Source organism: Micromonospora sp. C81 (assembly GCF_018070425.1).
Classification (GTDB): Bacteria; Actinomycetota; Actinomycetes; order Mycobacteriales; family Micromonosporaceae; genus Micromonospora; species Micromonospora zamorensis.
Window position 1 is genome coordinate 141,979 of sequence record NZ_JAGPXS010000003.1, and the last position, 20,780, is coordinate 162,758.

Sequence of the window (20,780 nt, forward strand, 5' to 3'; positions counted from 1 at the left end):
CCGGCCGCGACGAATTCTCCGATGTCCGAGGATCGGCCCGTGCCGTTCACCCCACCCCGCCCCGCGTCTCCCCCATCGCGGGCGACGATCCACATCTCACCGGCGACTCGTGGCCGGTCGACCGGTCGCGTCCCCGCAGGGACCGCCGCCCGGGTCCTGCCGGTCGCACTCGCGGTGTTCGTCGTCACGGTGCTGGCCGGCTGTGGCGCCCCACCCGAGCTGAGTGAGCCGACCGCCCTGCCCACCCACACCGCGGCACCGACGCCACCTGGCGCGAGCACCGCTCCCGCCACCCCGCAGGTGACCGCACCGCCGCCCGTCGCGGTCACGCCCACCGCCGATGCCGGTCTGGTCGCGACCGCCTGTCGCAACGGGCCGACCGGGCAGCGGGTGGTGCAGCTGCTGCGCGGGCGGGCGGGAGTCCTCCCGGCCAACGTCCGGGTCCAGGTCCGCACCGGCCCACTCTGCGCCGCCGACTGGCAGTTCACCGTGCTGGAGGTGACCGGCCACGAGGAACTCCAGGTGGTGACCCGGGGCCAGGCGGCCGCACCGACGCTGGTCACGGCCGGCACGGACGTCTGCACCATCGAGGTACGCGCCACCGGCCCCGCCGGGATCCGCGCCCTCGCCTGTGAGGCCGGTCCGGCCGCCGGCCCGGGTGCGTAGGCTGATCGGCATGCCGGGAACACCGCCGACACGTTTCGTCTACCTCGGGCCGGAGGGCACCTTCGCCGAGCAGGCCCTGCGTTCCGTCCCAGCCGCCGAGCGCGGCACCCGTACGCCCGCCCGCAGCGTCGGTGAGGCACTGGACAGCGTCCGTGACTCCGACGCCGATGCCGCGCTGGTGCCGCTGGAAAACTCGATCGGCGGCGCGGTCGGCGTCACGCTGGACGAGATGGCCGAGGGCGAGCCGCTGGTGATCACCCGGGAGGTGATCCTGCCGGTGGAGTTCGTGCTTGGCGCCCGACCCGGCACGTCGCTGACCTCGATCCGGACGGTGGCGGCCCACCCGCAGGCGTCCACCCAGTGCCGGGGCTGGCTGCGCGACCACCTGCCCGACACCGTCGTGGTCGACGTGCTGTCCAACGGCGCGGCTGCCGCCGGTGCCGGCGCCGGCGAGTACGACGCGGCGATCTGCGCGCCGATCGGGGCGACCCGGCACCGGCTCGCGATACTCGCCGACAAGATCGCGGATCATCCCGACGCGGTGACCCGGTTCGTGCTGGTGTCCCGCCCGGGGCCGCCCCCGCCGCCGACCGGCGACGACCTCACCTCGCTCGCGGTCTACATCGCCCACGACCGTGTCGGCGCGCTGCTGTCGGTGCTGATGGAGCTGGCCGTCCGCGGGGTCAACCTGACCCGCATCGAGTCCCGCCCGACCGGGGAGGCGCTGGGCCGGTACGTCTTCTTCCTGGACTGCACCGGTCACGTGGCCGACGTCCGCCTAGGCGAGGCGTTGCAGGGGCTCCGCCGGGTCTGCGCCGACGTCCGGTTCCTGGGCTCGTATCCCCGGCACCGGTGGGCCGAGTCGGCGGGCGAGCGGCCGGTGCCCGCACCGGCCGGCCTCTCCGACGTCGACTACGCCGACGCGGCAGCCTGGCTGGCCCGACTACGCACCGGCGAGCTGACCTGACCAGGCGCGGGACGCCCCCAAAACTCGGGAGCGCCCGCACCGCCGCTGTCAGCTCAGCAGACCGCCGAGCAGACCGCCCTCCTGCTGCTGCTGGCCACTGCCCAGGACCGGCGGCTCCTCGGACGGCTGCACCACCACGAAGCCCTGGCCGGCGAAGCTCATCGTGAACGACTCACCGGTGCGTCGGCCCAGCAGCGTGCCGAGGCCCATCTGCTCGGCCCGGTGGTAGCCGGTCTGAAGGTTGGCCGACCAGCAGACCGCGGCCTGCGGGTCGACGTACGTCGGGGCGTCCACGTTGAGCACGACCGGCGTGCCCTTGGTGGTGATGGCGATCCGGCCGTAGCCGCTGAACACACAGTTGAACAGGCCGGACGACGAGGCCATCCCGGCGCCGCCGACCATCCTGATGTCGTACTGCAGGGTCGAGTCGAAGGCGAGCACGCTGGAGCCGTTGATGGAGAGGGCGTCGCCCGGCTCCAGGTCGATGATGTGCACGTCCTTGGCCAGTTCGGCGAGGAAGACGTCACCCTGGCCGGAGACCTTCATCAGCGGGACGCCCTCGCCGGTGAGCTTCTGCTTGAGGAACTTGCCGAGCCCACCCGAGCCCAACGCCTGGAACTGCACATTTCCCTGGTAGGCGACCATCGACCCGACCCGGGCCATCGCCTCACCGTTGAGCTCGATCTTCAACATCTTGGAGTTCTGCAGCCGCATGCCGGGCTGTGCGGACTCCTTTTCCAGATTCTCCGAGGAGAACAGCTCGCTGCGCATGAAAGGGTGCCTCCTGACAGGGTTGCGGTCGCTGCACCGAAGGTAGGCGACCCGGGCAACCACGTGCCAGCGGCCGCGCTGCGAGGACCGGCTGCCGCTGACCGGTGGCGCTCAGCCCCAGCCCAGCGCGTGCAGCCGCTCGTCGTCGATGCCGAAGTGGTGGGCGATCTCGTGCACCACGGTCACCGCCACCTCGTCGATGACGTCGTCGTCGTTGTCGCAGATCCGCAGGATCGGGTGTCGGTAGATGAAGATCCGGTCCGGCAGGACGCCGGAGTAGTCCCAGCCGCGGCTGGTGAGGGCGTGACCCTCGTAGAGACCGAGCAGGTCGGCCTCGCCCGGCGGCGGGTCGTCCTCGACGAGGATCACCACGTTGCTCATCAGGCCGAGCAGTTCCTCGGGCACCTCGTCGAGGGCATCGCCGACGAGTTCCTCGAAGCGCTCGCGGGTCATCTCCACCGGCACCTCACCCATTCTGCCCGATGCGGGGTGCGCCCGGCCCGGTCAGTTGGAGCACCGCAGGGATCCGCGGGGCCACGGAGAGAGTGTTTCCCGAGGTGGGCGAGGGCTCTCTCCGTGGTCGAGCGGTTCGTGGGTCGACCGGCTCAGGAAGCCAGGCGGGCGTTGAGGGTGATCTCGGCGCCGGGCGAGAGCAGGCGGGAGATCGGGCAGTTGGCCTTGGCGGCCTCGGCGAGCTTCTGGAACTCCGCGTCGTCGATGCCCGGGACCTGGCCGACGGTCTCCAGGTCGATCCGGGTCACGGTCATCCCGGCGTCGGTCTTGTCCAGGTGGACCTTGGCGGTGGTCTCGACCGAGGTGGCCGTCGAGCCCGCGTCGGCGAGGGCCTTCGAGAACGCCATCGAGAAGCAGCCGGCGTGCGCGGCGGCGATCAGCTCCTCGGGGTTGGTGCCCTCGCCCTCCTCGAAGCGCGACTTGAACGAGTAGTTGCCCGACAGGCCGCCCTTACCGGTGCGGACGGTGCCGGCGCCCTCGGTGAGATTGCCCTGCCATTGTGCTGAAGCGGTACGGATAGGCATGGGGAGAACGCTAGCGGAAAGGTGACCGCCGAGCGACCGACCGGGGCGGACGCAGGCCCTGCGATCCCCGTCACGCACAGCTGGCTGTGCCATGATGCGACCCAGGTCCGTGACCGGACGGAAGGATGACCGATGTCCGAGGAGCTTCCCATCCCACGGCAGGGCGACCGCTCCGACGGTCTGGCCGTGATCGAGTGGGGTGCCGACGACGACCCGGCCGCGCGCCGCCGGTTCGGTTGGTCCCTGGCCGGGCTCACCCAGGACCCCAGGGTGCCCCTGCTGCTCGCCGGTCTGGGCGCGGTGGCCGGGGTCGCCTCGATGGTCGGTGAGTGGCTGGTGATGAGCCTGCCGAACGGCGGGCCCGAGGGGGACGCCACGATCGAGGTGCCCGCCGGGGTGTCCGAGGTCGGCGGCTTCGGTGTCGGCTACCTGGTGGGGCTTCTCGCACTGGTCTGCACCGTGGTGTTGGCGCTTCGCGGCACCGCGTCCGTGCGGTCGAATGCCCGGTTGACCGGCCTCACGCTGGCCGGTGCCCTGCTGGCGTTGCTGGTCGCCGCCACGGCCACCCTCAACGATTCCGGTCAGCGCACCTTTTTCTACTCGGCACAGGACGGCTTCAAGGCCGAGTACGGTCGCGGCCTGATCATGGCCTTCGCCGCCTGTGTGCTGCTCGGTGCGGCCCTGCGGCTGGCCCCGGCCGGGACGCCGGAGGACGACCAGCCTGGGGACGCGCCGGCGGCCCGTGCCTGGCGCCGTCGCCGGGACCGCGACCCGGTGCAGGAGGACGGCCTGCCCGCACCGGCCGACCTGACGGTCACCCCCGCCGCGCCTTTCGCGCGCCCCGACACCCAGTCCTGAGCTGCGCGGATCCCGGCAACGGCTGTCCTCGCCGCGCCGCGTTCGACGGACACCGGTGGGGTGCCGCCCGTTGGCGTCCGATTCGCCTGGAAGCCATGGATGCGACCCGTTCCGCGAGGTACGGTTGCTGCCCGCCGTTACGCCGGGCCTCGGCTTTTCCGACCGCACGGCAGGCTGCGACGGCGGCGGGCGAAGGAGGAACCATGACCCGCCCGGGACTACCCAAGCTGATCGCGACCGACCTCGACGGGACACTGGTCCGCGGCGACGAGACCGTCTCCGCGTACACCCATGGGGTGCTCGACCGGGTGCGGGCCGCCGGAATTCCGGTGGTCGGCGCGACCGGTCGCGGCCCCCGGCTGACCGAACTGACCCGCAACGACATCCGCGCCGCCGACTTCCTGGTGATGGCCGGCGGCGGACGGGTGGTCGACCAGAGCGACCCCTCCGGCCCGCTGGTGCTCCGCGACGAGCGGCTGCCCGCCGAGGTGCTGGCCCGGCTGCTCGCCGACCTGGAAGCCGCTGTCGGCCCGCTGACGGTGATGGTCGAGGCGTCCGACGAGCATGACGCGCCGCTCTGGGGTGACTACCACGAGAGCTGGCCCTACCAGGACCGGTTCGAGGCGCGGACCCGCGCGGAGTGCCTCTCCTGCGATGTGATCAAGGCATTCGCCCGGACCGCCGACCACCACGTGGACGAGCTGCTGGCGGTGGCCCGCCGGATCGTCTCACCGCAGGTCGCCACGCTCACCCAGGCCGGGCTCGGCTTCATCGAGATCTGCCCGCCCGGCGTGGACAAGGCGAGCGGGCTGACCGTGGTGGCGCAGACCCTCGGGGTCGACCCGGCCGACGTGCTGGTCTTCGGTGACATGCCCAACGACCTGCCGATGTTCGAGTGGGCCGGCTGGGCGCGGGTGGCGGTGGCCAACGCGCACCCGGACGTCCGGGCCGCCGCCGACGAGGTGACCCTGCGCAACGACGACGACGGAGTGGCGGTGTACCTCGACCGGCTACTGTCCCGGTGATGCAAGAGACACCCCGCCTGATCGCCACCGACATCGACGGCACGCTGATCCGCGACGACCACACCGTCAGCCCACGCACCACCGACGTGCTCGCGCGGATCTCCGCGCAAGGCACGCCGGTCGTCCTGGTCACCGGCCGTCCGGTCCGCTGGCTCAAGATGGTGTACGACCAACTGGCCGAGCCTCTGCCGGCTGTCTGCGCCAACGGGGCAGTGGTCTACGACCCGTTCTCCGACGAGGTGCTGCGGGCTGACCCGCTGGCGCCGCAGCACCTGGCCGAGGTGGCCCGGAGGCTGCGCGCCGAGGTGCCCGGCATCAGCTTCGCCGTCGAGATCCTCAACAGCCGGGAGATGCGACACGAGGCGCACTACCCGCTGCGCTGGGACGCCGACGCCGCCGGCATCCGACCGGTCGAAACGCCCGAGGAACTGCTCTCGGCCCCGGCGGTGAAGCTGCTGGCCCGGGCCGGCGAGCAGGACCCGGACGCGTTCGCCGAGCTGATCGCGGCAGCGGTGGCGGGGCTGGCGGAGGCCACGCACTCGTCGTCGTCCGGCCTGGTGGAGATCTCCGCCGCCGGGGTGACCAAGGCTGCCGGCCTGGACTGGTACTGCGATCGACTCGGGGTGAGCGCCGCCGACGTGCTGGCCTTCGGCGACATGCCGAACGACGTGCCGATGCTCACCTGGGCGGGGCGGGGCGTGGCGGTCGCCAACGCGCACCGCGCCGTCCTGGCGGTCGCCGACGATGTGACGACGGCGAACACCGAGGACGGCGTGGCGGCGTACCTGGAGAAGGTCTTCGGTCTGGACTGAGCGGGCCGCGACCGGTCAGAGGTACTGACCGGTGTTGTGGCCCTCACCGCCGCCCGGCTGGGCGATGCCCGGCATCCCGGGGACCATCCCGCCGGGGCCGCTGGGCAGCGCCTGCCGGCCGCCGCGCATCTGCTCCAACTGGACCCGGGCGGCCATCTGCTGGGCCACCAGGGCCGCCTGGATGCCGTGGAACAGGCCCTCCAGCCAGCCGACGAGCTGGGCGTGCGCGATCCGCAGCTCGCCCTCACTGGGGGCCTTGTCCTCGGCGAAGGGCAGCGAGATGCGCTCAAGCTCGTCGCGCAGCTCGGGGGCGAGGCCCTCCTTCAGCTCGACGATCGACCGCTCGTGAATCTCCCGCATCCGGTTGCGGCTGGCGTCGTCCAGGGGTGCGGCCTTCACCTCCTCCAGCAACTGCTTGATCATGCTGCCGATCCGCATCACCTTGGCCGGCTGTTCGACCAGGCGGGTCGGGTCCTCGCCCTGGCCCTCGTCGGTCTGCATCGTGCCGATCGGCCGGCCGTCCGGGCCGACCACCACAACGGTGCCGGAGTGGCCGGAATCGTCGGGGCCGGGCTCGTCGTCTTGTCCAGCGGAGCGCGCTTCGGTCATGGGGTCCATCTTTACCCAGCGAGCGCGACCCATGCCGCCCGGGACCTACTCCCGGGGCCGAAACACCCGGGCGGGGCGCGCTACCGTCGCGCCATGCCTGTCGACCCGCGCGCCGTGCTGACCCGACCCGCGCCGGAACCCGACCGGACCGTCGCGTACGGCGACCACCCGGATCAGGTGGCCGACCTGCGCTTCCCGGCGGGGACCGGCCCCGCGCGACCGCTGGTCGTCGTGGTGCACGGCGGTTTCTGGCGGGCCGAGTACGACCGGCGGCACACCGGCCCGCTCGCGGCCGCTCTCGCTGCCTGCGGCTACCCGGTGGTGCAGCTGGAATACCGGCGGACCGGGCAGCCGGGAGGCGGTTGGCCGGGCACGTTGACCGACGTGCTGACCGGCGTGGCCGAGCTGCCGGCGCTGGCCGCCGAGGCGCTGCCCGGCCGGGTGACCCGGGCCGCGCCGATCCTGCTCGGGCACTCTGCCGGCGGCCACCTGGCGATGTACGTGGCGGCCAGCGCCCCGGCGACGGTGGCCGGGGTGCTCGCCCTGGCCCCGATCGCCGACCTGGGCGAGGCGTACCGGCGGGACCTGGACGCGGGCGCGGTGGCGGCGTTGCTCGGCGGCGGCCCGGCGGAGGTGCCGGACCGGTACGCGGCGGCGGATCCACGAATGCTGGTACCCATTCGAACACGCACCGTAGTCATTCACGGCTTGGAGGATCAACAGGTTCCGGCGGAGATGAGCCGCGACTTCGTCACAGCAGCCCGTGGCGCAGGATCCGATATCTCCCTTGTTGAACTGCCCGGATGCGAGCATTTCGGGCTGATCGACCCTGAGTCGTCCGCCTGGCCTCAGGTTCTCGACGCTTTGCGGGCCCTGCACGATGATCTATAGCCATTGACGCAGCGTCGCGGACCAGGTAGAACGCCGGAGGGGCGGTGTTCGGCCCTGCAACGCTCCTTGGAAGGAACTCGGTGTCGCAGATGAATCGCAGGCGGGCGCTCCAACTGTTGGCCGCGCTCGGTACCACCGGGTTCGTCGCCGGGTGTGGCTCCGACACCGACGCCCAGCCGGCCGCCGACCGCAGCCCGATCAAGATCGGGTTGATCACGCCGCAGGGCGGCGGGTTCAAGAGCATCGGCGACGACATCACCAACGGCTTCCAGGTCTTCCTCGACCTGCACGACCAGCGGCTGGGCGGCCACCCCGTCAACCTGCTGACCGCCGACGAGGGTGACACCGCCAAGACCGGCAAGGCCGCCGTCGAAGGCCTGCTCAAGCAGGGCGTGCTGGCGCTCACCGGCGTGGTCAACTCGGCGGTGATGGTCGGCATCCGCGACACCGTCGAGGAAGCCCGCGTCCCGCTGATCGGCTCCAACGCCTCACCGAGCAGCCTGCAGAGCGTCTTCTACATCTGGCGGACGTCGTACGTGCTGGACGAGGCCGGCCGGGCGCTGGGCCGCTACCTGCGCGACCAGTTGAGGCCGAACAGCCGCGTCGCGATCATCATGCCGGAGAACGTCGGCAGCCCGGACGTGGTGCGCGGCTTCCGGGAGGAGTTCGGCGCGAACGACGCGCGCATCTCCGACCCGGTGACCTACACGAGCGCCAACCCCAACCCGGGCAAGACGACGTACGCCTCGGACATCACCAAGGCACTGGCCAAGAAGCCCACGGCCGTCTTCTGCTTCTTCGCCGGGGCTGCCGCTGTGGAGTTCATCAAGCAGCTTCGGGAGAAGTTCGCCGGCCCGGTCTACGCACCCGGCTTCCTCACCGAGGGCTCCGTGCTGGAGAACCTGAAGGACAACGCGCTGGGCATCCAGACCGCGCTGAACTACTCGGCCGACCTGAACAACACGTCCAACCGGGTCTTCGCCTCGGCCTACCGCAAGAAGTACCAGGTCACCCCCACGACCTACGCGATGGCGTCGTACGACGCGGCGCAGGTCCTCGACCAGGCAATCCAGCTGACCGGCGGGAAGCCCACCCCGCAGCAGGTCAACCTGGCCCTCGGCAAGATCGGCCAGATCGACAGCCCGCGCGGCATCTGGCAGTTCAACCAGCCGCGCACGCCCCAGCAGAAGTGGTATCTGCGGGAGGTACAGCGCGACGGTCAGGTCATGTCGAACGTGCTGATCAACGAGCTGGCCACGCTGGGCTGAACGCCCACCCGGAGCACGATTCGGGGCCGGTCTCTCAGTGGGAGGCCGGCCCCGAGGCGTTCGCGGGTCAGTGCCGCAGTTCGGCGATGCAGCACTTCACGCTGCCGCCGCCCTTCTTCAGCTCGGCCAGGTCGACCGCCACCGGGTTGTATCCGGCGGCCTTCAGCTTGCCGGCCAGCCGGGTGGCCTCGCTGTTGAGCACCACGTTGGCGCCGTCGCTGACCAGGTTGAGCCCGAAGGCCATCGCGTCCTCGTCGTCGGCGATCACCGCGTCCGGGAAGAGCTGGGTGAGCACCCGCTGGCTGGCCGCGGAGAACGCGCCCGGGAAGTAGACGACGTTCGAGTCGTCGATGGCCGCGAGCGCCACGTCCAGGTGATAGAAGCGAGGGTCGATCAGGCGCAGCGACACCACCGGCCGACCCAACGCCTCCTGCGCCTCGCCGTGCGCCGGAAGCTCGGTGCGGAAGCCGTGCCCGGCCAGGATGAGCCCGCCGTGCGCCTCCGGCACGTACGCGAAGTCGCCCTCGCCCTCGTTGGTCTCGCTCGGTGCGATGAACCGCCAGCCCTGCGACTCGTAGAAGGCGTGGTGAACGGCGGCCTCGGCGGCCCGCTGCTCGTGCTTGAACCGAGCGCCGTACACGCTGCCGTCCACGGTGAAGCCGCCGTTGGCGGCGTAGACCATGTCGGGCAGGCCCTGCTCGGGGGTGAGCAGGTGCACCTCGTGACCGAGGCCGACCAGCGTCTCGCGCAGCCGGTCCCACTGTTTGACGGCCAGGTCCCTGTCGACCGGGGTGGTCACGTCCATCCACGGATTGATCGCGTACTCAACCGCGAAGTGCTCCGGCGAGCACAAGAGATATGTCCGCTTTCGCGGGACTCGGTGCTGGTTCACGGTCACCAAGAGTAGGTACCGTTGAACTTTGGTAACAGCCACAACCGTTGCTTCCCAGAGGCGGAACGTTGCAGATAGACGCGGTAGACCAGCGGATCATTGCGTTACTCGTCGCCGACGCCCGTGCGTCGTACGCCGACATCGGCACGCGGGTGTCACTCTCCGCCCCGGCAGTCAAGCGTCGCGTCGACCGGCTGCGGGCCACCGGCGTGATCAGGGGATTCACCGCCGTCGTGGACCCGGCCGCCGTCGGGTGGACCACGGAGGCGTTCGTCGAGCTGTTCTGCGCCGGCCGGACCACCCCCGCACAGATCGGGGTGGCCGCACGCCGACACCCGGAGGTGGTCGGCGCGTACACGGTCTCCGGGGAGGCGGACGCCCTCGTGCACCTGCGCGCCGCCGACATCGCCCACCTGGAGGCGGCGCTGGAGCGGCTGCGCGCCGAGTCCTTCGTGACCTCCACCCGCAGCACCATCGTGCTCTCCCGGCTGGTCGAATCCCCGGGCGTGGGTCCCTCCACCCGACCTTGACCTCAAGCCCGCTTCAACAGGTGCGATGGTCGTGGCGTGGCACGAGGCCCGCCGAGGCCGAGGGGGACCACATGCGGGCGATCTGGTTGCGGGAGTTCGGCGGGCCCGACGTGCTGGTGCCGGGCACCGCCCCCGACCCGACGCCCGGCCCCGGGCAGGTGCTGATCGACGTCGCGCACGTGAACATCACCTTCGTCGAGACGCAGCAGCGCTCCGGTCGCCCCGGGCCGTTCCAGGTCACACCACCGCTGATCCCCGGCAACGGCGTCGGCGGGACGATCACCGCCGTCGGGCCGGACGTCGACCCGGCACTGATCGGACGACGGGTGGTCAGCGGCACCGGCGGCTCCGGCGCCTACGCCGAACGCGCGGTGGTGGACGTGTCAGCACCGATCGAGGTGCCCGCCGGGTTGGCGCTGGACGACGCGTTGGCACTACTGGCCGACGGGCGTACCGCCACCATGCTGATCGAGGCAGTGGGCGTACAACCCGGTGACCGGGTGCTGGTGGAGGCCGCCGCTGGCGGCGTGGGCAGCCTCCTCGTGCAGCTCGCGTCCCGGGCCGGCGCCCGGGTGATCGGCGTCGCCGGCGGGCCCCGCAAGGTGGAGCTGCTGACCGGCCTGGGCGCCGACCTGGCCGTCGACTACCGCCTGCCCGACTGGGCCGACCGCATCCGAGCTGCGACGGGTGGGGTCGACGTGGTGCTCGACGGGGTCGGCGGGGCGGTGGCCCGAGCGGCATTCGAGCTGCTGGACCCGGGTGGCCGCATGGTCAGCTTCGGGTTGGCCAGCGGAGAGTGGTCGCCGGTCTCCGGGGAGGCCGCCACGGCACGGCAGGTCACACTGATCCGGCCGGACGTGCCGCCCGCACGGCTGCGGGCGTACACCGAGCAGGCCCTGGCGGACGCGGCGGCCGGCCGCCTGCGACCGCTGATCGGCCAGCGATTCCCGCTGGACCGCGCCGCCGACGCGCACGCCGCCATCGAGGCGCGCGCGACGGTCGGCAAGACCCTGCTGGACGTGCTCTAGAGGTACATGCCGGTGCGGTGCTCCGAGTCGTCGCGTCGGACCGGCTTGTCGCCCTCACCGAAGAACCGCTTGCCGCCGAACTCGCCGTGCAGACGGTCGTCCAGCTCGTCGGCGAGACCCGTCATCACCTGCACCGCCAGCATCAGGTGGGTGGCCTGGAAGTTGCGGCCAAAGACCGGGATCGACGCCCAGACCGTGTCGTCGGCGCAGTAGAGGCGGCCGATCGGCATCCGGTTGGTCAACTCGGAGAGCTTGACGTAGAGGCGTTCGGTCGGCTCCACCTCGGTGAGAACCGGGGAGAAGACGTCCACCAGAGGTGGATTGTCCCGCACCCGCACGAAGACCATCGCCGAGCCGGCGCGGATGGTGATGTCGCCGTCCGAGTCGATCTGCAATCGGTCGGTGTCCGACTTCAACATCGTGGAGACCACCGTACGGACCCGGTCCGCCAGGTCGAGCACGTCGTCCCGCTCGACCTGCGCGGCGGCCGCCTCGGCGAGCGCCTCCTCCAGGTCCGCCTCGACATCGGCGTCCGGACCGAACTCGCTGCGCGCGGTGCCCAGCGGTTCCGAGGACAGCGGTTCCCCCTCGGCGTCGTGCACCAGATAGACCAGGAAGGCCGGGTGCGGAGCACCGTAGACGTCGCGCAGCGTGCGGGAGAGCAGCGTGGCGACCCTGGTCGACTCGCCCGTCGTGGCGTTCAGCCCGAAGGAACCACCGGAGCCGGGGACCACCCCCGGCGGGGACCAACCGAGCGCGACCATGTCCGCCACCGCGCCCCGGTCCAGTCGGTAGCCCGCCGGCAGGGCGGCGTTTCCGACCGCACGGGCGGACAGCACGCCGTCGGCGTCCACGTCGACGCTGATCGAATAGACGGCGTCTCCGGTGCCGGAGGCGGTCGGGTCCAGCGTCACGTCGAGATGCGCCCCCACCGGAAGGTCCCGCAGTCGCACGGCGAGCGCGCGAGCGAACTCCTGCCACGCCTCGGTCACCTTCGCCCGCAGGTCGGTGGTGCTGGGCTCGTCGAGCAGGATCGATTCCACCGGCTCAGCCGTAGCGCCAGGCAGCTCACCGTGCGGCGCCGAGGGGTGGTCAGCCGTCATGATCGCCTCCGTCCGTCACGATCACCCTACCCACGCCGCCCGTGGGCCGAATCAGCCCGGACCGGGATCGGACAACGGCGGTCAGCGCGCCGTCGGGTCCGCAGGGTCGGCGCCCAGCTCGACGGGCCAGGTGCCCGCCAGCGCGCTGACCCGGGCCGCGGCGTCGGCCGGGTCCGCCCCTCGACCAACCGCCAACCCGAGGAGGTACGCGGTGACCGGCGCCCCGGGCCGCAGCACCTGGTGGGCGACGTCCCGGGCCAGATCCAGCACCGCCGGCACGGGCACACCGGCCGGGTCCAGATCCAACTCCGTGCACACCGCCGTGACCCAGTCGTCCATCACCGTCATCGCGCCCACTCCTCCGCCCGGCGTACGTCCTCGTCAGTGTCGCAGTCGAACCAGGGCGGCGGGCCGTCGCCGGACCAGGGCACCTCCCGTACGACGAGCCCGGCCAGCAACGCCCGGACCGGCGCCCCGCTCAGGCTGCCACCGCGCTCGACCGCCAGCCGGTCCAGCCCGGCGCGCAGCGCGGCGACGCGCCAGACACCGCAGAGCGACTGCCGCCGCCCGTCCCCGTCGACGAAGCAGGCCCCGTCGGGCCGTCGCTCGCCACCGCCTACCGCGGCCTCCTCGGCGACGTGACCCAGCAACTTTCCGATCGCGGAGCGGGTGAGCAGCGGCAGGTCGGCGGCGAGCAACGCGACAAGCGCCGTGTCGGAATCCAGCAGCGCCAGGCCGGCAGCCGCTGCGGCGACCGGCCCACCGCCGGGTGGCTCCTCCCGGATGACCCGCACGCCTGCGGGGACGGCGTCGGCCGAACCGACCAGCACCCGGAGCGTGGCATCGCTGACGGCGGCCAGCACCCTGTCGCGCATCGGCCGGCCACCTACCGGAAGCGCGGGTTTGTCGACTCCGCCCATCCGTCGGGCGGCCCCACCCGCGAGCACCACGGCGGCGTACGTCCCCATCCGGCCACCGTAGCCGTGTGGACGCCCCGACGGCGCTGGCCGTGTGGATGCCCAGACGCGCTCGCTGCCGGTGCCTGGTGGCCGGTGGCCGTGCGGGCGTGCCGGCCTGGGGTGGAGGATGGCGGGATGGGACGGGCAACTGATCGACGGGGCGTACTCCGGATCGACCTGGACGCGGCGGCTGACGGACGCGGGTCGGTCCGCCGACCGGACACGCTCGCGGTGGAGGAGCCGCTGGAGATCCGGGTCGGTGCGGCCGGTCCCGGCCGCCGGCGACCGCTCGCCGTCACGATGCGCACCCCGGGCGACGACCTGGACCTGGCCATCGGGTTCCTGCTGACCGAGGGGCTGATCCGGTCGACCGATGACGTGTTGACCGCGCAGCTCTGCGCCGGCGCGGAAACGCCGAACACGTACAACGTGGTGGACGTGGTGCTCGCGCCCGGTGTGCCGGAACCGACCACCGATCCGTCCCGGAACTTCTACACGACCAGTTCCTGCGGGGTCTGCGGCAAGGCCAGCATCGACGCGGTCCGCACCCGGTCGCTGTTCCCGGTCTCGGAGGATCCGCTCAGCGTGCCGGCCGCCCTCCTCACCGAACTGCCGGACCGGCTGCGCGCCGCCCAGCGCGGCTTCGATCGGACCGGCGGACTCCACGCGGCGGGGCTGTTCACCCCGGACGGTGACCTGGTGGTGCTCCGGGAGGACGTGGGCCGGCACAACGCCGTGGACAAGGTGATCGGCTGGGCGGTGCGGGAACGGCGGCTGCCGCTGGCCGGGCACCTGTTGCTGGTCTCCGGGCGGGCCAGCTTCGAGTTGACCCAGAAGGCGTGGATGGCGGGGTTGCCGCTGCTGGCCGCTGTGTCCGCGCCGAGCACCCTCGCCGCCGAGTTGGCCGAGGAGGCCGGTATGACGCTGGTCGGCTTCCTGCGCGGCAACACCATGAACGTCTACGCCCGTCCCGAACGGGTCACAGTCTGATCACCAGCTCGTCGAGCAGCCCCAGCCGGATCACGGCATCGCGGGCAACCAGGAAACCGGCGATGCCGAGGACCCAGCCGAGCATGCCGCCGGAGTGGCGTGCGATCCAGCCGTTGAGCCGCACCAGCACCGGCTCGACCAGCCTCGGCCACGCCATTCGCGCCACGAGCAGCAGCACCGCAGGCAGGACCATGACCACGCAGTAGGCAGCGAGCAACCCCACGATCTCCGCCGCACCGATCCCGGAGGTGGTCAGCAGACCGACCGCACCGAGGTACGGCAGCATCGTCGCCACCTCCGCGAGCGCGGCGAGTAGCGCCAGCCCCACCAGCCAGCGCATCGACGAGTCACCGGCGGTGACCCGGTCCCGCCACCGCAGCACCCCGCCGCCGCGTGGCCGTCGTTTCCCGTCGTACCGGAAGCTGAGAGCGAACAGCCCAACGCCGAGAACGAGCTGCGCCCAGAGCACCGGCCGGTTGTCCATCGCCCCGCCGAGGACGTCGGCCAACTGGCTGCCACCCACGGCGAGCAGCAGCCCGACGGCGAAGTAGAAGAGGGCGATGGTGCCCAGGTAGACGAGGATCCGCCGCGCGTTGACCGTCCCGGGCGCGAGCAGCAGCCAGATCGGGATGAAGAGGGTGCCGATGCTGGTGCTGTCGATCAACGCCAGCCCGGCCAGCGACAGCAGCAATTCGGGGGTCACGAGATCATTCTCCGGTGGTTGTGGCGCTGCCGCGTCGGCCGTGGACAGGAGCACCGCCTACATCCTTCGACGGATGCCCTGGACCTTCGCGCACGGATCTGTGATCGACTCGGGTTCGTTGAAATCGGGGTATAGCAGCAGCGGGGACACCCCGAGTTCCGGAAAGCGGAGTCGATCAAGCCCGAGTCGATCAAGCCGGCCTGCCGCCCGCTTGGACGCCGCACGCCGACGGCCTCGCCGTCGGGTCGCCTGGTCAGGCCAGGTCGAGGATGCTCCAGTTGGTCGGCAGCACCTTCGCCGCCAGCTTGGGCTGCACTGTCGCGTAGTGCGCCTCGTGGGCGAGTGCCGCACTGGCGGCCTGACCGAGCGAGATGTCTCCATCAACGGCACGGGCCAACGTGCCGGTGTCCCGCACCTCGGCTGCGTCGAGCGGCAGCAGACAGATCACCGGCGCGCTCATCATCAGGGCCAGCAGCGCCGCGCCGACCTCGTCGCCCGCGCCCGCGATGGCGGCCGCCAGACAGGTGGCCGGGACGGCAACCTGCCGGCCCTCGTCGGCGACCTCCAGCATCAGCTCCCCCACCGAGACGTTGCCCTCGATGTAGGCCGTCAACGCCGACGCGTCGAACACGGCCGCGATCTGATCGCTCATCCGGCCCGTCCCAGCATCCGGCGGGCCTCCGCCAGTGCGTCCGCCGGAATCGGTGTGGCCAGTCGCGCCCGCCACCGCGCCCGGCCCGCCTCGGTCGGCTCAATGCCGGCTCGCCGCAGCACCTCGTGAAGATGCCCGGCGGCCATCTGGGCACGCACCGCAGCGGTGATCGCGGCCGAGACGTTGGGCTGCTGGTCGAGCCACTCCGCGACGTCGTCGGGGAGGCTCACGGAGCGCTTCACGGTCATACCCGGCAGCCTACCCACTCTGGTAGCACCCACGGTATTACCATGCTGGTCAGCGGTGGCCACGTCGGCTCCGTCTGCGGGGACGGACCACGCCCGGCATTCCGACCGACGGCCAGCCGTCCAGCTCGGACGGGGGCACGCCGCGGCGGAGCAGGTCGTCCAGCAGCACGGCGAGCGAGTAGTCCGGGTGCAGGCTCAACGTGCGTTCCAGTGCGACCGCCGCCAACGCCCCCTGCCCCGCTCGCCACGCCGCGAACGCCAGCAGCGCGCCCGGGGCGGCAACCAACTCCGGCTCGACCCGACGCAGCACGTCGGTCCAGAGGGCGATGTCCCGGTCCCGACCGTCGGTGCGTTCCCAGGCGTGGTCGCGGACCGGCAGGTGGGTCATCAGCAGGCTCAACCAGGCCACCTCGTCGTCGTCGAGCCGCTCACCACGTCGCTGCCGGCGCTGGGCCTCGCGGACCGCCGTCACCCCGGCGGAACGCACCGCACGACCGCCGAGCAGATCACTCTCGGGCGCCTGCTCGATCAGCTCGGCCAGCCTCAGCCGGGCCCGGGCGGTCGCCGCGCGTGCCGCCTCCCGGGCCGAGCCGTCCACGGGTGACACCTGCGCCACGAGGGCGGCCCGGTCGGGGAGCGCGACCTGGCCGGCGAAGACAGCGGATGCGGTCAACGGGTTGGCGTCGGGGTCGTAGCGCCGGCCCTCGGGTGGGCAGCAGTCGGGCTCGGTGCAGAGATAGGACCACCACCGGCCGTCGGTCACCCGCAGCGCGTCGAGCACGTCCATCCCGCCGGCGCTCAGTGCGGCGCGCACCGCGTCCACGGCCGGCGTCACCCGATCGGGTTGCCCGTAGCCGACCACGGTGGCGGCCTCCGCGCCCTGCCGGCGGATCACACCGGCCAGGTGCCGGGCCCGCTCGACCTGGTCGGTCGACGGGTCGGGCAGGTCCGCACGAGCGGCGAAGATGATCTGCCGACCGAGCAACGCCACGGCGACCACGCTGTCGGTGGGATGAAAGCCGAGCAGGTACGGCACTGCGGCGATCAGGTCGGCGGGTGAGCGGACGGCGAGCTGGGGGCGGTCGGTCGAGGTCATGACGGAAGCGTGCGGCGGGTCCGCCCGGCTCGACAGACCCTGTGGATGACACGCGGCTTATCCACAGCTACTCAGAGTGTTTTACCTGTTCAGCCCGCACCTACGGGTTGCCGGAACGGTGTCGGTGTCCTCGGGCGGGACCGTGCTGTCATGGGGAGCGGTTACGGTGCGCTGATGGACCTGGCGTACCTGCGCGCGCACCCGGCACACCTGCCGACCTTCCGGACCCATCAGCGGCTCCGGGAGACGCCGGTGGCCGGCGGAAACATCTGTGCTGCCGCCCGGCTCACCCTGGACGACGGCCACTCCGTCTTCGCCAAGTCCTGGCCGGAGGGGGCCGACCGACCGGCGCCGGAGGGCTTCTTCGCCGCCGAGGCGGCCGGCCTGCGCTGGCTGCGGGAGGCCGGCGCTGTCGGCGTACCCGAGGTGGTCGTGGCATTGCCGGACCTGCTGACACTCGACTGGGTGGAGCCCGGCGAGCCGACGCCGGAGGCCGCGGACCGCTTCGGCCGTGAGTTGGCCGAGCTGCACCAGGCGGGTGCGGCCACCTTCGGCGCCGCGTGGTCCGGTTTCATCGGGTCACTTCCCCAGGACAACACCCCGACCGACGGGCCCTGGTCGACGTGGTTCGCCGAGCGACGCCTCACCCCCTACCTGCGGCGCTCGGCCGACGCCGCTGCGCTGACCAGCGCCGACGTCACACTGATCGAGCGGGTGATCAAGCGGGTCCATGGGCTCGGCGGCGACGAGCCACCCGCCCGCATCCACGGCGACCTGTGGCCGGGCAACGTGCTGTGGGGCGCCGACGACCGGGCCTGGCTCGTCGACCCGGCGGCGCACGGCGGGCACCGGGAAACAGATCTTGCCCAGCTCGCCCTCTTCGGCGGCATCCCCCACCTGGATCGGGTGCTGGCCGCCTATCAGGAGAGCTGGCCGTTGTCGGACGGCTGGCGCGAGCGGGTGCCACTGCATCAACTGCATCTGCTGCTCGTGCACACCGCCCTGTTCGGCGGCAGTTACCGAGATGTGGTGGTCCAGACCGCCCGTGCCGCCCTGGGCGGCGCCGAGCGCGCTACGGTCGACAGGTGAGCGCCGCCCCGGGGACCAACGGGGTCCTCGTCGACCGGTACGGCCGCGTCGCCCGGGACCTGCGCGTGTCCCTCACCGACAAGTGCAACCTGCGCTGCACCTACTGCATGCCGGCCGAAGGTCTGCCCTGGCTGGCCGGCCCCGAGTTGCTGACCGACGAGGAGATCGTCCGGCTGGTCCGGGTGGCCGTCGAGCGGCTCGGTGTGACCGAGGTGCGGTTCACCGGCGGTGAGCCGCTGATCCGGCCCGGGCTGGTCGGCATCGTGACCGCGGTCGCCGCGTTGCAGCCCCGCCCCCGGATCTCGCTGACCACCAACGGCATCGGGCTGGACCGGCTGGCCCCGGCGCTGAGCGCCGCCGGCCTCGACCGGGTGAACGTCTCACTGGACACTCTGGACGCGGACCGGTTCACCCGGCTCACTCGCCGTCCCCGCCTCGACGCGGTGCTGGCGGGCCTCGCCGGTGCGGCGGCCGCCGGGCTCAGTCCCGTGAAGATCAATTCTGTGCTGATGCGCGGTGTCAACGACGAGGAGGCGCCGGCCCTGCTGCGCTTCGCCCTCGACCACGACTATCAACTGCGAATCATCGAGCAGATGCCGTTGGACGCCCAGCACGGCTGGGACCGCAGCACGATGGTCACCGCGGAGGAGATCCTGGCCTCCCTGCGGACCGCCTTCGACCTCGGTCCCGACCCGGCGGAGCGCGGCGCAGCGCCCGCGGAGACCTGGCTGGTCGACGGCGGCCCCGCCCGGGTCGGTGTGATCGCCAGTGTCACCCGCCCCTTCTGCGGAGACTGCGACCGCACCCGGTTGACCGCGGACGGCCAGGTCCGCGCCTGTCTCTTCGCCACCGAGGAGTCCGACCTGCGTGCCGCCCTGCGCACCGGCGTGGACGACGACGAGTTGGCCCGACGCTGGCGCACCGCGATGTGGGGCAAGCGCGCCGGGCACGGCATCGACGACCCCACCTTCCTCCAGCCGACCCGGCCGATGTCCGCGATCGGGGGCTGAGCCGTGACCCCGGGCCCGCTGACCGTCCGCTACTTCGCGGGCGCCCGCGCCGCCGCCGGCCAGACCGAGGAGGTCCTGCCCGCCGGCCGGTCCCTCGACGACCTCACGGCCGAGCTGGTGCGACGCCACGGCGACCGGCTCGCCGCAGTGCTGCGGGTGGCGAGTTTCCTGGTGGACGGCGTCACCTGTCATGATCGTCAGGCACCCCTGCCGGCCGGGGCCACGATCGATGTCCTGCCCCCGTTCGCGGGCGGCTGAGGGAGGCGCACGCATGTTGGCGGTTCTGGGGTTCGTGGGCGTCCTGGCCCTGATCACCGGCTTGATCCACCTCTACCTGTGGAAGCGGCTCGTTCGGGACATCACCACACCGGGCCGCTGGCGCCGGATCGGCGCGATCGCCGCCCTGGTGCTGGCGCTGCTCGTGCCGGTCACCCTCGCCGGGACGCAGGCCGGGCTCTACTGGCTCGCCTGGCCGGGCTACGTGTGGCTCGCGCTGATGTTCTACCTGCTCGTCGTGCTGATCGTGCTCGAAGTGCCGATGCTGGTCACCCGGCTGGTGCTGCGTCGCCGGGTGGTCGCCGCGGAGCCGACCGCCGCCGCGCCCGAGCCGGTGCTGGTCGGTGCCGCCGGGCCGACCGACCCGCCGGCCGCCGGCGCCGTCGCGGCACCGGATCACGACCCGGGCCGCCGGCTGCTGCTGGCCCGAGGGGCGGCCATCTTCGCCGGCCTCACCGCCGCCGGCACCGTGGGGTACGGCGTCCGCACCGCCCTCGGCCCACCACGACTCGACCGGGTGCAGATCCCGCTCGCCAAGCTCCCCCGCAGCATGGACGGCCTGCGCATCGCCACCGTCTCCGACATCCACCTCGGTCCGCTGCGCGGCCGCGCGCACACCGAGCGGATCGTCGCCGCGATCAACCGCCTCGACGCGGACCTGGTCGCGGTCGTCGGGGATCTGGTCGACGGCTCTGTCGCCGAACTCGGCTCGGCCGCGGCGCCGCTGCGCGACCTGCGCTCCCGTTACGGCAGCTTCTTCGTCACCGGCAACCACGAGTACTACTCGGGGGTGGAGGAGTGGGTCCAGGAGGTCGACCGTCTGGGCCTGCGGGTCCTGCAGAACCGGCGTCAGGAGATCCAGGCCCGGGGTGGCGTGCTGGACCTGGCCGGCGTGAACGACCTGGACGCCACCGGAGACAGCGGCCTGGCGGCCGGGCCGGACTTCGCCGCCGCGCTCGGTGACCGTGATCCGAGTCGCCCGGTGGTGCTGCTCGCCCACCAGCCGCTGGCCGCGGTGGAGGCGGCCCGGTACGGCGTCGACCTGCAACTGTCCGGGCACACCCACGGTGGGCAGATGGTGCCGTTCAACCTGGCCGTGCGGCTGGAGCAGCCGGTGGTCAGCGGGCTCGGCGAGGTCGACGGCACCAAGGTCTACGTGACCAACGGCGCCGGTTTCTGGGGGCCACCCGTCCGGGTCGGCGCCGAGCCGCAGATCAGTCTGGTCGAGTTGCGCTCGGCATAGCGGACGTCACGTCCGCGCGTGGCGGCGGGCGGCCGGCGCGGCGGGCGTGACAGGATG

The 20,780-nt window shown here is 72.2% G+C and carries 26 protein-coding genes; 14 read left to right on the forward strand and 12 right to left on the reverse strand.

Annotated features, from left to right (window positions below; genetic code table 11):
* Window positions 1-21: 21 nt before the first annotated feature.
* Window positions 22-666 (forward strand): hypothetical protein, encoded by a 645-nt coding sequence (locus KBX46_RS06815; protein WP_247667098.1) that lies wholly within the window; start codon window positions 22-24, stop codon window positions 664-666.
* Window positions 667-676: 10 nt separating this feature from the next.
* Window positions 677-1,633: a prephenate dehydratase gene (pheA, locus tag KBX46_RS06820; RefSeq protein WP_099856839.1), complete on the forward strand. Its 957-nt coding sequence runs from the start codon at window positions 677-679 to the stop codon at window positions 1,631-1,633.
* 48 nt (window positions 1,634-1,681) lie between these two features.
* On the opposite strand, the gene KBX46_RS06825 is transcribed toward pheA, so the two are convergent.
* The 3 genes from KBX46_RS06825 to KBX46_RS06835 all read right to left on the reverse strand — a co-directional run bounded on the left by KBX46_RS06825 (window position 1,682) and on the right by KBX46_RS06835 (window position 3,441).
* A complete protein-coding gene (locus tag KBX46_RS06825; protein ID WP_088950734.1) occupies window positions 1,682-2,404 on the reverse strand; it encodes an AIM24 family protein in 723 nt (240 codons plus the stop codon).
* A gap of 111 nt (window positions 2,405-2,515) precedes the next feature.
* Window positions 2,516-2,863 carry a metallopeptidase family protein gene (locus KBX46_RS06830; RefSeq protein WP_172862248.1) on the reverse strand — a complete coding sequence of 116 codons (348 nt, stop codon included), beginning with the start codon at window positions 2,861-2,863 and terminating at the stop codon, window positions 2,516-2,518.
* Window positions 2,864-3,009: 146 nt separating this feature from the next.
* Window positions 3,010-3,441, reverse strand: coding sequence for an OsmC family protein (locus KBX46_RS06835; protein ID WP_088950735.1), 432 nt, complete (start codon window positions 3,439-3,441; stop codon window positions 3,010-3,012).
* A gap of 132 nt (window positions 3,442-3,573) precedes the next feature.
* Between KBX46_RS06835 and KBX46_RS06840 the strand changes: the two genes are divergently transcribed.
* From KBX46_RS06840 to KBX46_RS06850, 3 genes are all read left to right on the forward strand, one after another.
* Window positions 3,574-4,299 (forward strand): hypothetical protein, encoded by a 726-nt coding sequence (locus KBX46_RS06840; RefSeq protein WP_210791683.1) that lies wholly within the window; start codon window positions 3,574-3,576, stop codon window positions 4,297-4,299.
* A gap of 203 nt (window positions 4,300-4,502) precedes the next feature.
* On the forward strand, window positions 4,503-5,324 hold the full coding sequence (locus KBX46_RS06845; RefSeq protein WP_088950737.1) for an HAD family hydrolase: 822 nt from the start codon (window positions 4,503-4,505) through the stop codon (window positions 5,322-5,324).
* Window positions 5,324-6,136, forward strand: coding sequence for an HAD family hydrolase (locus KBX46_RS06850; protein WP_210791685.1), 813 nt, complete (start codon window positions 5,324-5,326; stop codon window positions 6,134-6,136). Before KBX46_RS06845 ends, KBX46_RS06850 begins: the two co-directional genes overlap by 1 nt.
* A 15-nt stretch (window positions 6,137-6,151) precedes the next feature.
* Here the strand turns inward: KBX46_RS06850 and KBX46_RS06855 are convergent, their stop codons facing one another.
* Window positions 6,152-6,754: a bacterial proteasome activator family protein gene (locus KBX46_RS06855; protein ID WP_088950739.1), complete on the reverse strand. Its 603-nt coding sequence runs from the start codon at window positions 6,752-6,754 to the stop codon at window positions 6,152-6,154.
* Window positions 6,755-6,838: 84 nt separating this feature from the next.
* Between KBX46_RS06855 and KBX46_RS06860 the strand changes: the two genes are divergently transcribed.
* Together KBX46_RS06860 and KBX46_RS06865 are read left to right on the forward strand one after the other, a co-directional pair.
* Window positions 6,839-7,636 carry a S9 family peptidase gene (locus KBX46_RS06860; protein WP_210791687.1) on the forward strand — a complete coding sequence of 266 codons (798 nt, stop codon included), beginning with the start codon at window positions 6,839-6,841 and terminating at the stop codon, window positions 7,634-7,636.
* Between the two features lie 80 nt (window positions 7,637-7,716).
* A complete protein-coding gene (locus KBX46_RS06865; protein ID WP_210791689.1) occupies window positions 7,717-8,904 on the forward strand; it encodes an ABC transporter substrate-binding protein in 1,188 nt (395 codons plus the stop codon).
* A 67-nt stretch (window positions 8,905-8,971) separates the two neighbouring features.
* Here KBX46_RS06865 and ddaH read toward each other — a convergent pair whose 3' ends face one another.
* Window positions 8,972-9,805 carry a dimethylargininase gene (gene ddaH / locus KBX46_RS06870; protein WP_197699576.1) on the reverse strand — a complete coding sequence of 278 codons (834 nt, stop codon included), beginning with the start codon at window positions 9,803-9,805 and terminating at the stop codon, window positions 8,972-8,974.
* A 59-nt stretch (window positions 9,806-9,864) separates the two neighbouring features.
* Between ddaH and KBX46_RS06875 the strand changes: the two genes are divergently transcribed.
* Entirely contained in the window at window positions 9,865-10,326 is a 462-nt protein-coding gene (locus KBX46_RS06875; RefSeq protein ID WP_088950743.1) for an Lrp/AsnC family transcriptional regulator, read from the forward strand.
* A 71-nt stretch (window positions 10,327-10,397) separates the two neighbouring features.
* Window positions 10,398-11,354 carry a zinc-binding dehydrogenase gene (locus KBX46_RS06880; RefSeq protein ID WP_210791691.1) on the forward strand — a complete coding sequence of 319 codons (957 nt, stop codon included), beginning with the start codon at window positions 10,398-10,400 and terminating at the stop codon, window positions 11,352-11,354.
* On the opposite strand, the gene KBX46_RS06885 is transcribed toward KBX46_RS06880, so the two are convergent.
* The 3 genes from KBX46_RS06885 to KBX46_RS06895 form a co-directional block, all read right to left on the reverse strand.
* A complete protein-coding gene (locus KBX46_RS06885; RefSeq protein ID WP_210791693.1) occupies window positions 11,351-12,457 on the reverse strand; it encodes a hypothetical protein in 1,107 nt (368 codons plus the stop codon). The two genes, KBX46_RS06880 and KBX46_RS06885, sit on opposite strands and share 4 nt — an antisense overlap.
* Window positions 12,458-12,538: 81 nt before the next feature.
* Window positions 12,539-12,805: a DUF6457 domain-containing protein gene (locus KBX46_RS06890; protein WP_210791695.1), complete on the reverse strand. Its 267-nt coding sequence runs from the start codon at window positions 12,803-12,805 to the stop codon at window positions 12,539-12,541.
* Window positions 12,802-13,425 carry a molybdenum cofactor guanylyltransferase gene (locus KBX46_RS06895; RefSeq protein ID WP_210791697.1) on the reverse strand — a complete coding sequence of 208 codons (624 nt, stop codon included), beginning with the start codon at window positions 13,423-13,425 and terminating at the stop codon, window positions 12,802-12,804. Before KBX46_RS06895 ends, KBX46_RS06890 begins: the two co-directional genes overlap by 4 nt.
* 126 nt (window positions 13,426-13,551) lie before the next feature.
* Here KBX46_RS06895 and fdhD point away from each other — a divergent pair, with 126 nt between their 5' ends.
* Window positions 13,552-14,406, forward strand: a complete 855-nt coding sequence (fdhD, locus tag KBX46_RS06900) for a formate dehydrogenase accessory sulfurtransferase FdhD (RefSeq protein WP_210791699.1) — start codon at window positions 13,552-13,554, stop codon at window positions 14,404-14,406.
* On the opposite strand, the gene KBX46_RS06905 is transcribed toward fdhD, so the two are convergent.
* From KBX46_RS06905 to KBX46_RS06920, 4 genes are all read right to left on the reverse strand, one after another.
* Window positions 14,396-15,109 carry a GAP family protein gene (locus KBX46_RS06905; protein ID WP_141913038.1) on the reverse strand — a complete coding sequence of 238 codons (714 nt, stop codon included), beginning with the start codon at window positions 15,107-15,109 and terminating at the stop codon, window positions 14,396-14,398. The genes fdhD and KBX46_RS06905 overlap by 11 nt on opposite strands.
* A gap of 253 nt (window positions 15,110-15,362) precedes the next feature.
* On the reverse strand, window positions 15,363-15,761 hold the full coding sequence (locus tag KBX46_RS06910; protein WP_099849424.1) for a hypothetical protein: 399 nt from the start codon (window positions 15,759-15,761) through the stop codon (window positions 15,363-15,365).
* Window positions 15,758-16,009, reverse strand: a complete 252-nt coding sequence (locus tag KBX46_RS06915; protein WP_099849426.1) for a hypothetical protein — start codon at window positions 16,007-16,009, stop codon at window positions 15,758-15,760. Before KBX46_RS06915 ends, KBX46_RS06910 begins: the two co-directional genes overlap by 4 nt.
* A gap of 49 nt (window positions 16,010-16,058) precedes the next feature.
* Entirely contained in the window at window positions 16,059-17,105 is a 1,047-nt protein-coding gene (locus KBX46_RS06920; protein ID WP_210791702.1) for a DUF4192 domain-containing protein, read from the reverse strand.
* 174 nt (window positions 17,106-17,279) lie between these two features.
* On the opposite strand from KBX46_RS06920, the gene KBX46_RS06925 reads away from it, so the two are divergent.
* From KBX46_RS06925 to KBX46_RS06940, 4 genes are read left to right on the forward strand one after another with little or no spacing between them, the layout of a single operon-like run.
* Window positions 17,280-18,194, forward strand: a complete 915-nt coding sequence (locus KBX46_RS06925) for a fructosamine kinase family protein (protein ID WP_210792033.1) — start codon at window positions 17,280-17,282, stop codon at window positions 18,192-18,194.
* Window positions 18,191-19,204, forward strand: coding sequence for a GTP 3',8-cyclase MoaA (gene moaA / locus KBX46_RS06930; protein WP_210791704.1), 1,014 nt, complete (start codon window positions 18,191-18,193; stop codon window positions 19,202-19,204). Before KBX46_RS06925 ends, moaA begins: the two co-directional genes overlap by 4 nt.
* Before the next feature lie 3 nt (window positions 19,205-19,207).
* Entirely contained in the window at window positions 19,208-19,462 is a 255-nt protein-coding gene (locus tag KBX46_RS06935; RefSeq protein WP_099849429.1) for a MoaD/ThiS family protein, read from the forward strand.
* A gap of 13 nt (window positions 19,463-19,475) precedes the next feature.
* Window positions 19,476-20,723 (forward strand): metallophosphoesterase, encoded by a 1,248-nt coding sequence (locus KBX46_RS06940; protein WP_210791706.1) that lies wholly within the window; start codon window positions 19,476-19,478, stop codon window positions 20,721-20,723.
* Window positions 20,724-20,780 lie beyond the last annotated feature (57 nt).

Bases quoted from the DNA above. Each gene is read 5' to 3' on its own strand.
- KBX46_RS06815 (WP_247667098.1), top strand. From the start codon at position 22: ATGTCCGAGGATCGGCCCGTGCCGTTCACCCCACCCCGCCCCGCGTCT.
- pheA (WP_099856839.1), top strand. From the start codon at position 677: ATGCCGGGAACACCGCCGACACGTTTCGTCTACCTCGGGCCGGAGGGC.
- KBX46_RS06825 (WP_088950734.1), bottom strand. From the start codon at position 2,404: ATGCGCAGCGAGCTGTTCTCCTCGGAGAATCTGGAAAAGGAGTCCGCA.
- KBX46_RS06835 (WP_088950735.1), bottom strand. From the start codon at position 3,441: ATGCCTATCCGTACCGCTTCAGCACAATGGCAGGGCAATCTCACCGAG.
- KBX46_RS06840 (WP_210791683.1), top strand. From the start codon at position 3,574: ATGTCCGAGGAGCTTCCCATCCCACGGCAGGGCGACCGCTCCGACGGT.
- KBX46_RS06845 (WP_088950737.1), top strand. From the start codon at position 4,503: ATGACCCGCCCGGGACTACCCAAGCTGATCGCGACCGACCTCGACGGG.
- KBX46_RS06850 (WP_210791685.1), top strand. From the start codon at position 5,324: ATGCAAGAGACACCCCGCCTGATCGCCACCGACATCGACGGCACGCTG.
- KBX46_RS06855 (WP_088950739.1), bottom strand. From the start codon at position 6,754: ATGGACCCCATGACCGAAGCGCGCTCCGCTGGACAAGACGACGAGCCC.
- KBX46_RS06860 (WP_210791687.1), top strand. From the start codon at position 6,839: ATGCCTGTCGACCCGCGCGCCGTGCTGACCCGACCCGCGCCGGAACCC.
- KBX46_RS06880 (WP_210791691.1), top strand. From the start codon at position 10,398: ATGCGGGCGATCTGGTTGCGGGAGTTCGGCGGGCCCGACGTGCTGGTG.
- KBX46_RS06885 (WP_210791693.1), bottom strand. From the start codon at position 12,457: ATGACGGCTGACCACCCCTCGGCGCCGCACGGTGAGCTGCCTGGCGCT.
- KBX46_RS06890 (WP_210791695.1), bottom strand. From the start codon at position 12,805: ATGACGGTGATGGACGACTGGGTCACGGCGGTGTGCACGGAGTTGGAT.
- KBX46_RS06895 (WP_210791697.1), bottom strand. From the start codon at position 13,425: ATGGGGACGTACGCCGCCGTGGTGCTCGCGGGTGGGGCCGCCCGACGG.
- fdhD (WP_210791699.1), top strand. From the start codon at position 13,552: ATGGGACGGGCAACTGATCGACGGGGCGTACTCCGGATCGACCTGGAC.
- KBX46_RS06910 (WP_099849424.1), bottom strand. From the start codon at position 15,761: ATGAGCGATCAGATCGCGGCCGTGTTCGACGCGTCGGCGTTGACGGCC.
- KBX46_RS06915 (WP_099849426.1), bottom strand. From the start codon at position 16,009: ATGACCGTGAAGCGCTCCGTGAGCCTCCCCGACGACGTCGCGGAGTGG.
- KBX46_RS06920 (WP_210791702.1), bottom strand. From the start codon at position 17,105: ATGACCTCGACCGACCGCCCCCAGCTCGCCGTCCGCTCACCCGCCGAC.
- KBX46_RS06925 (WP_210792033.1), top strand. From the start codon at position 17,280: ATGGACCTGGCGTACCTGCGCGCGCACCCGGCACACCTGCCGACCTTC.
- KBX46_RS06940 (WP_210791706.1), top strand. From the start codon at position 19,476: ATGTTGGCGGTTCTGGGGTTCGTGGGCGTCCTGGCCCTGATCACCGGC.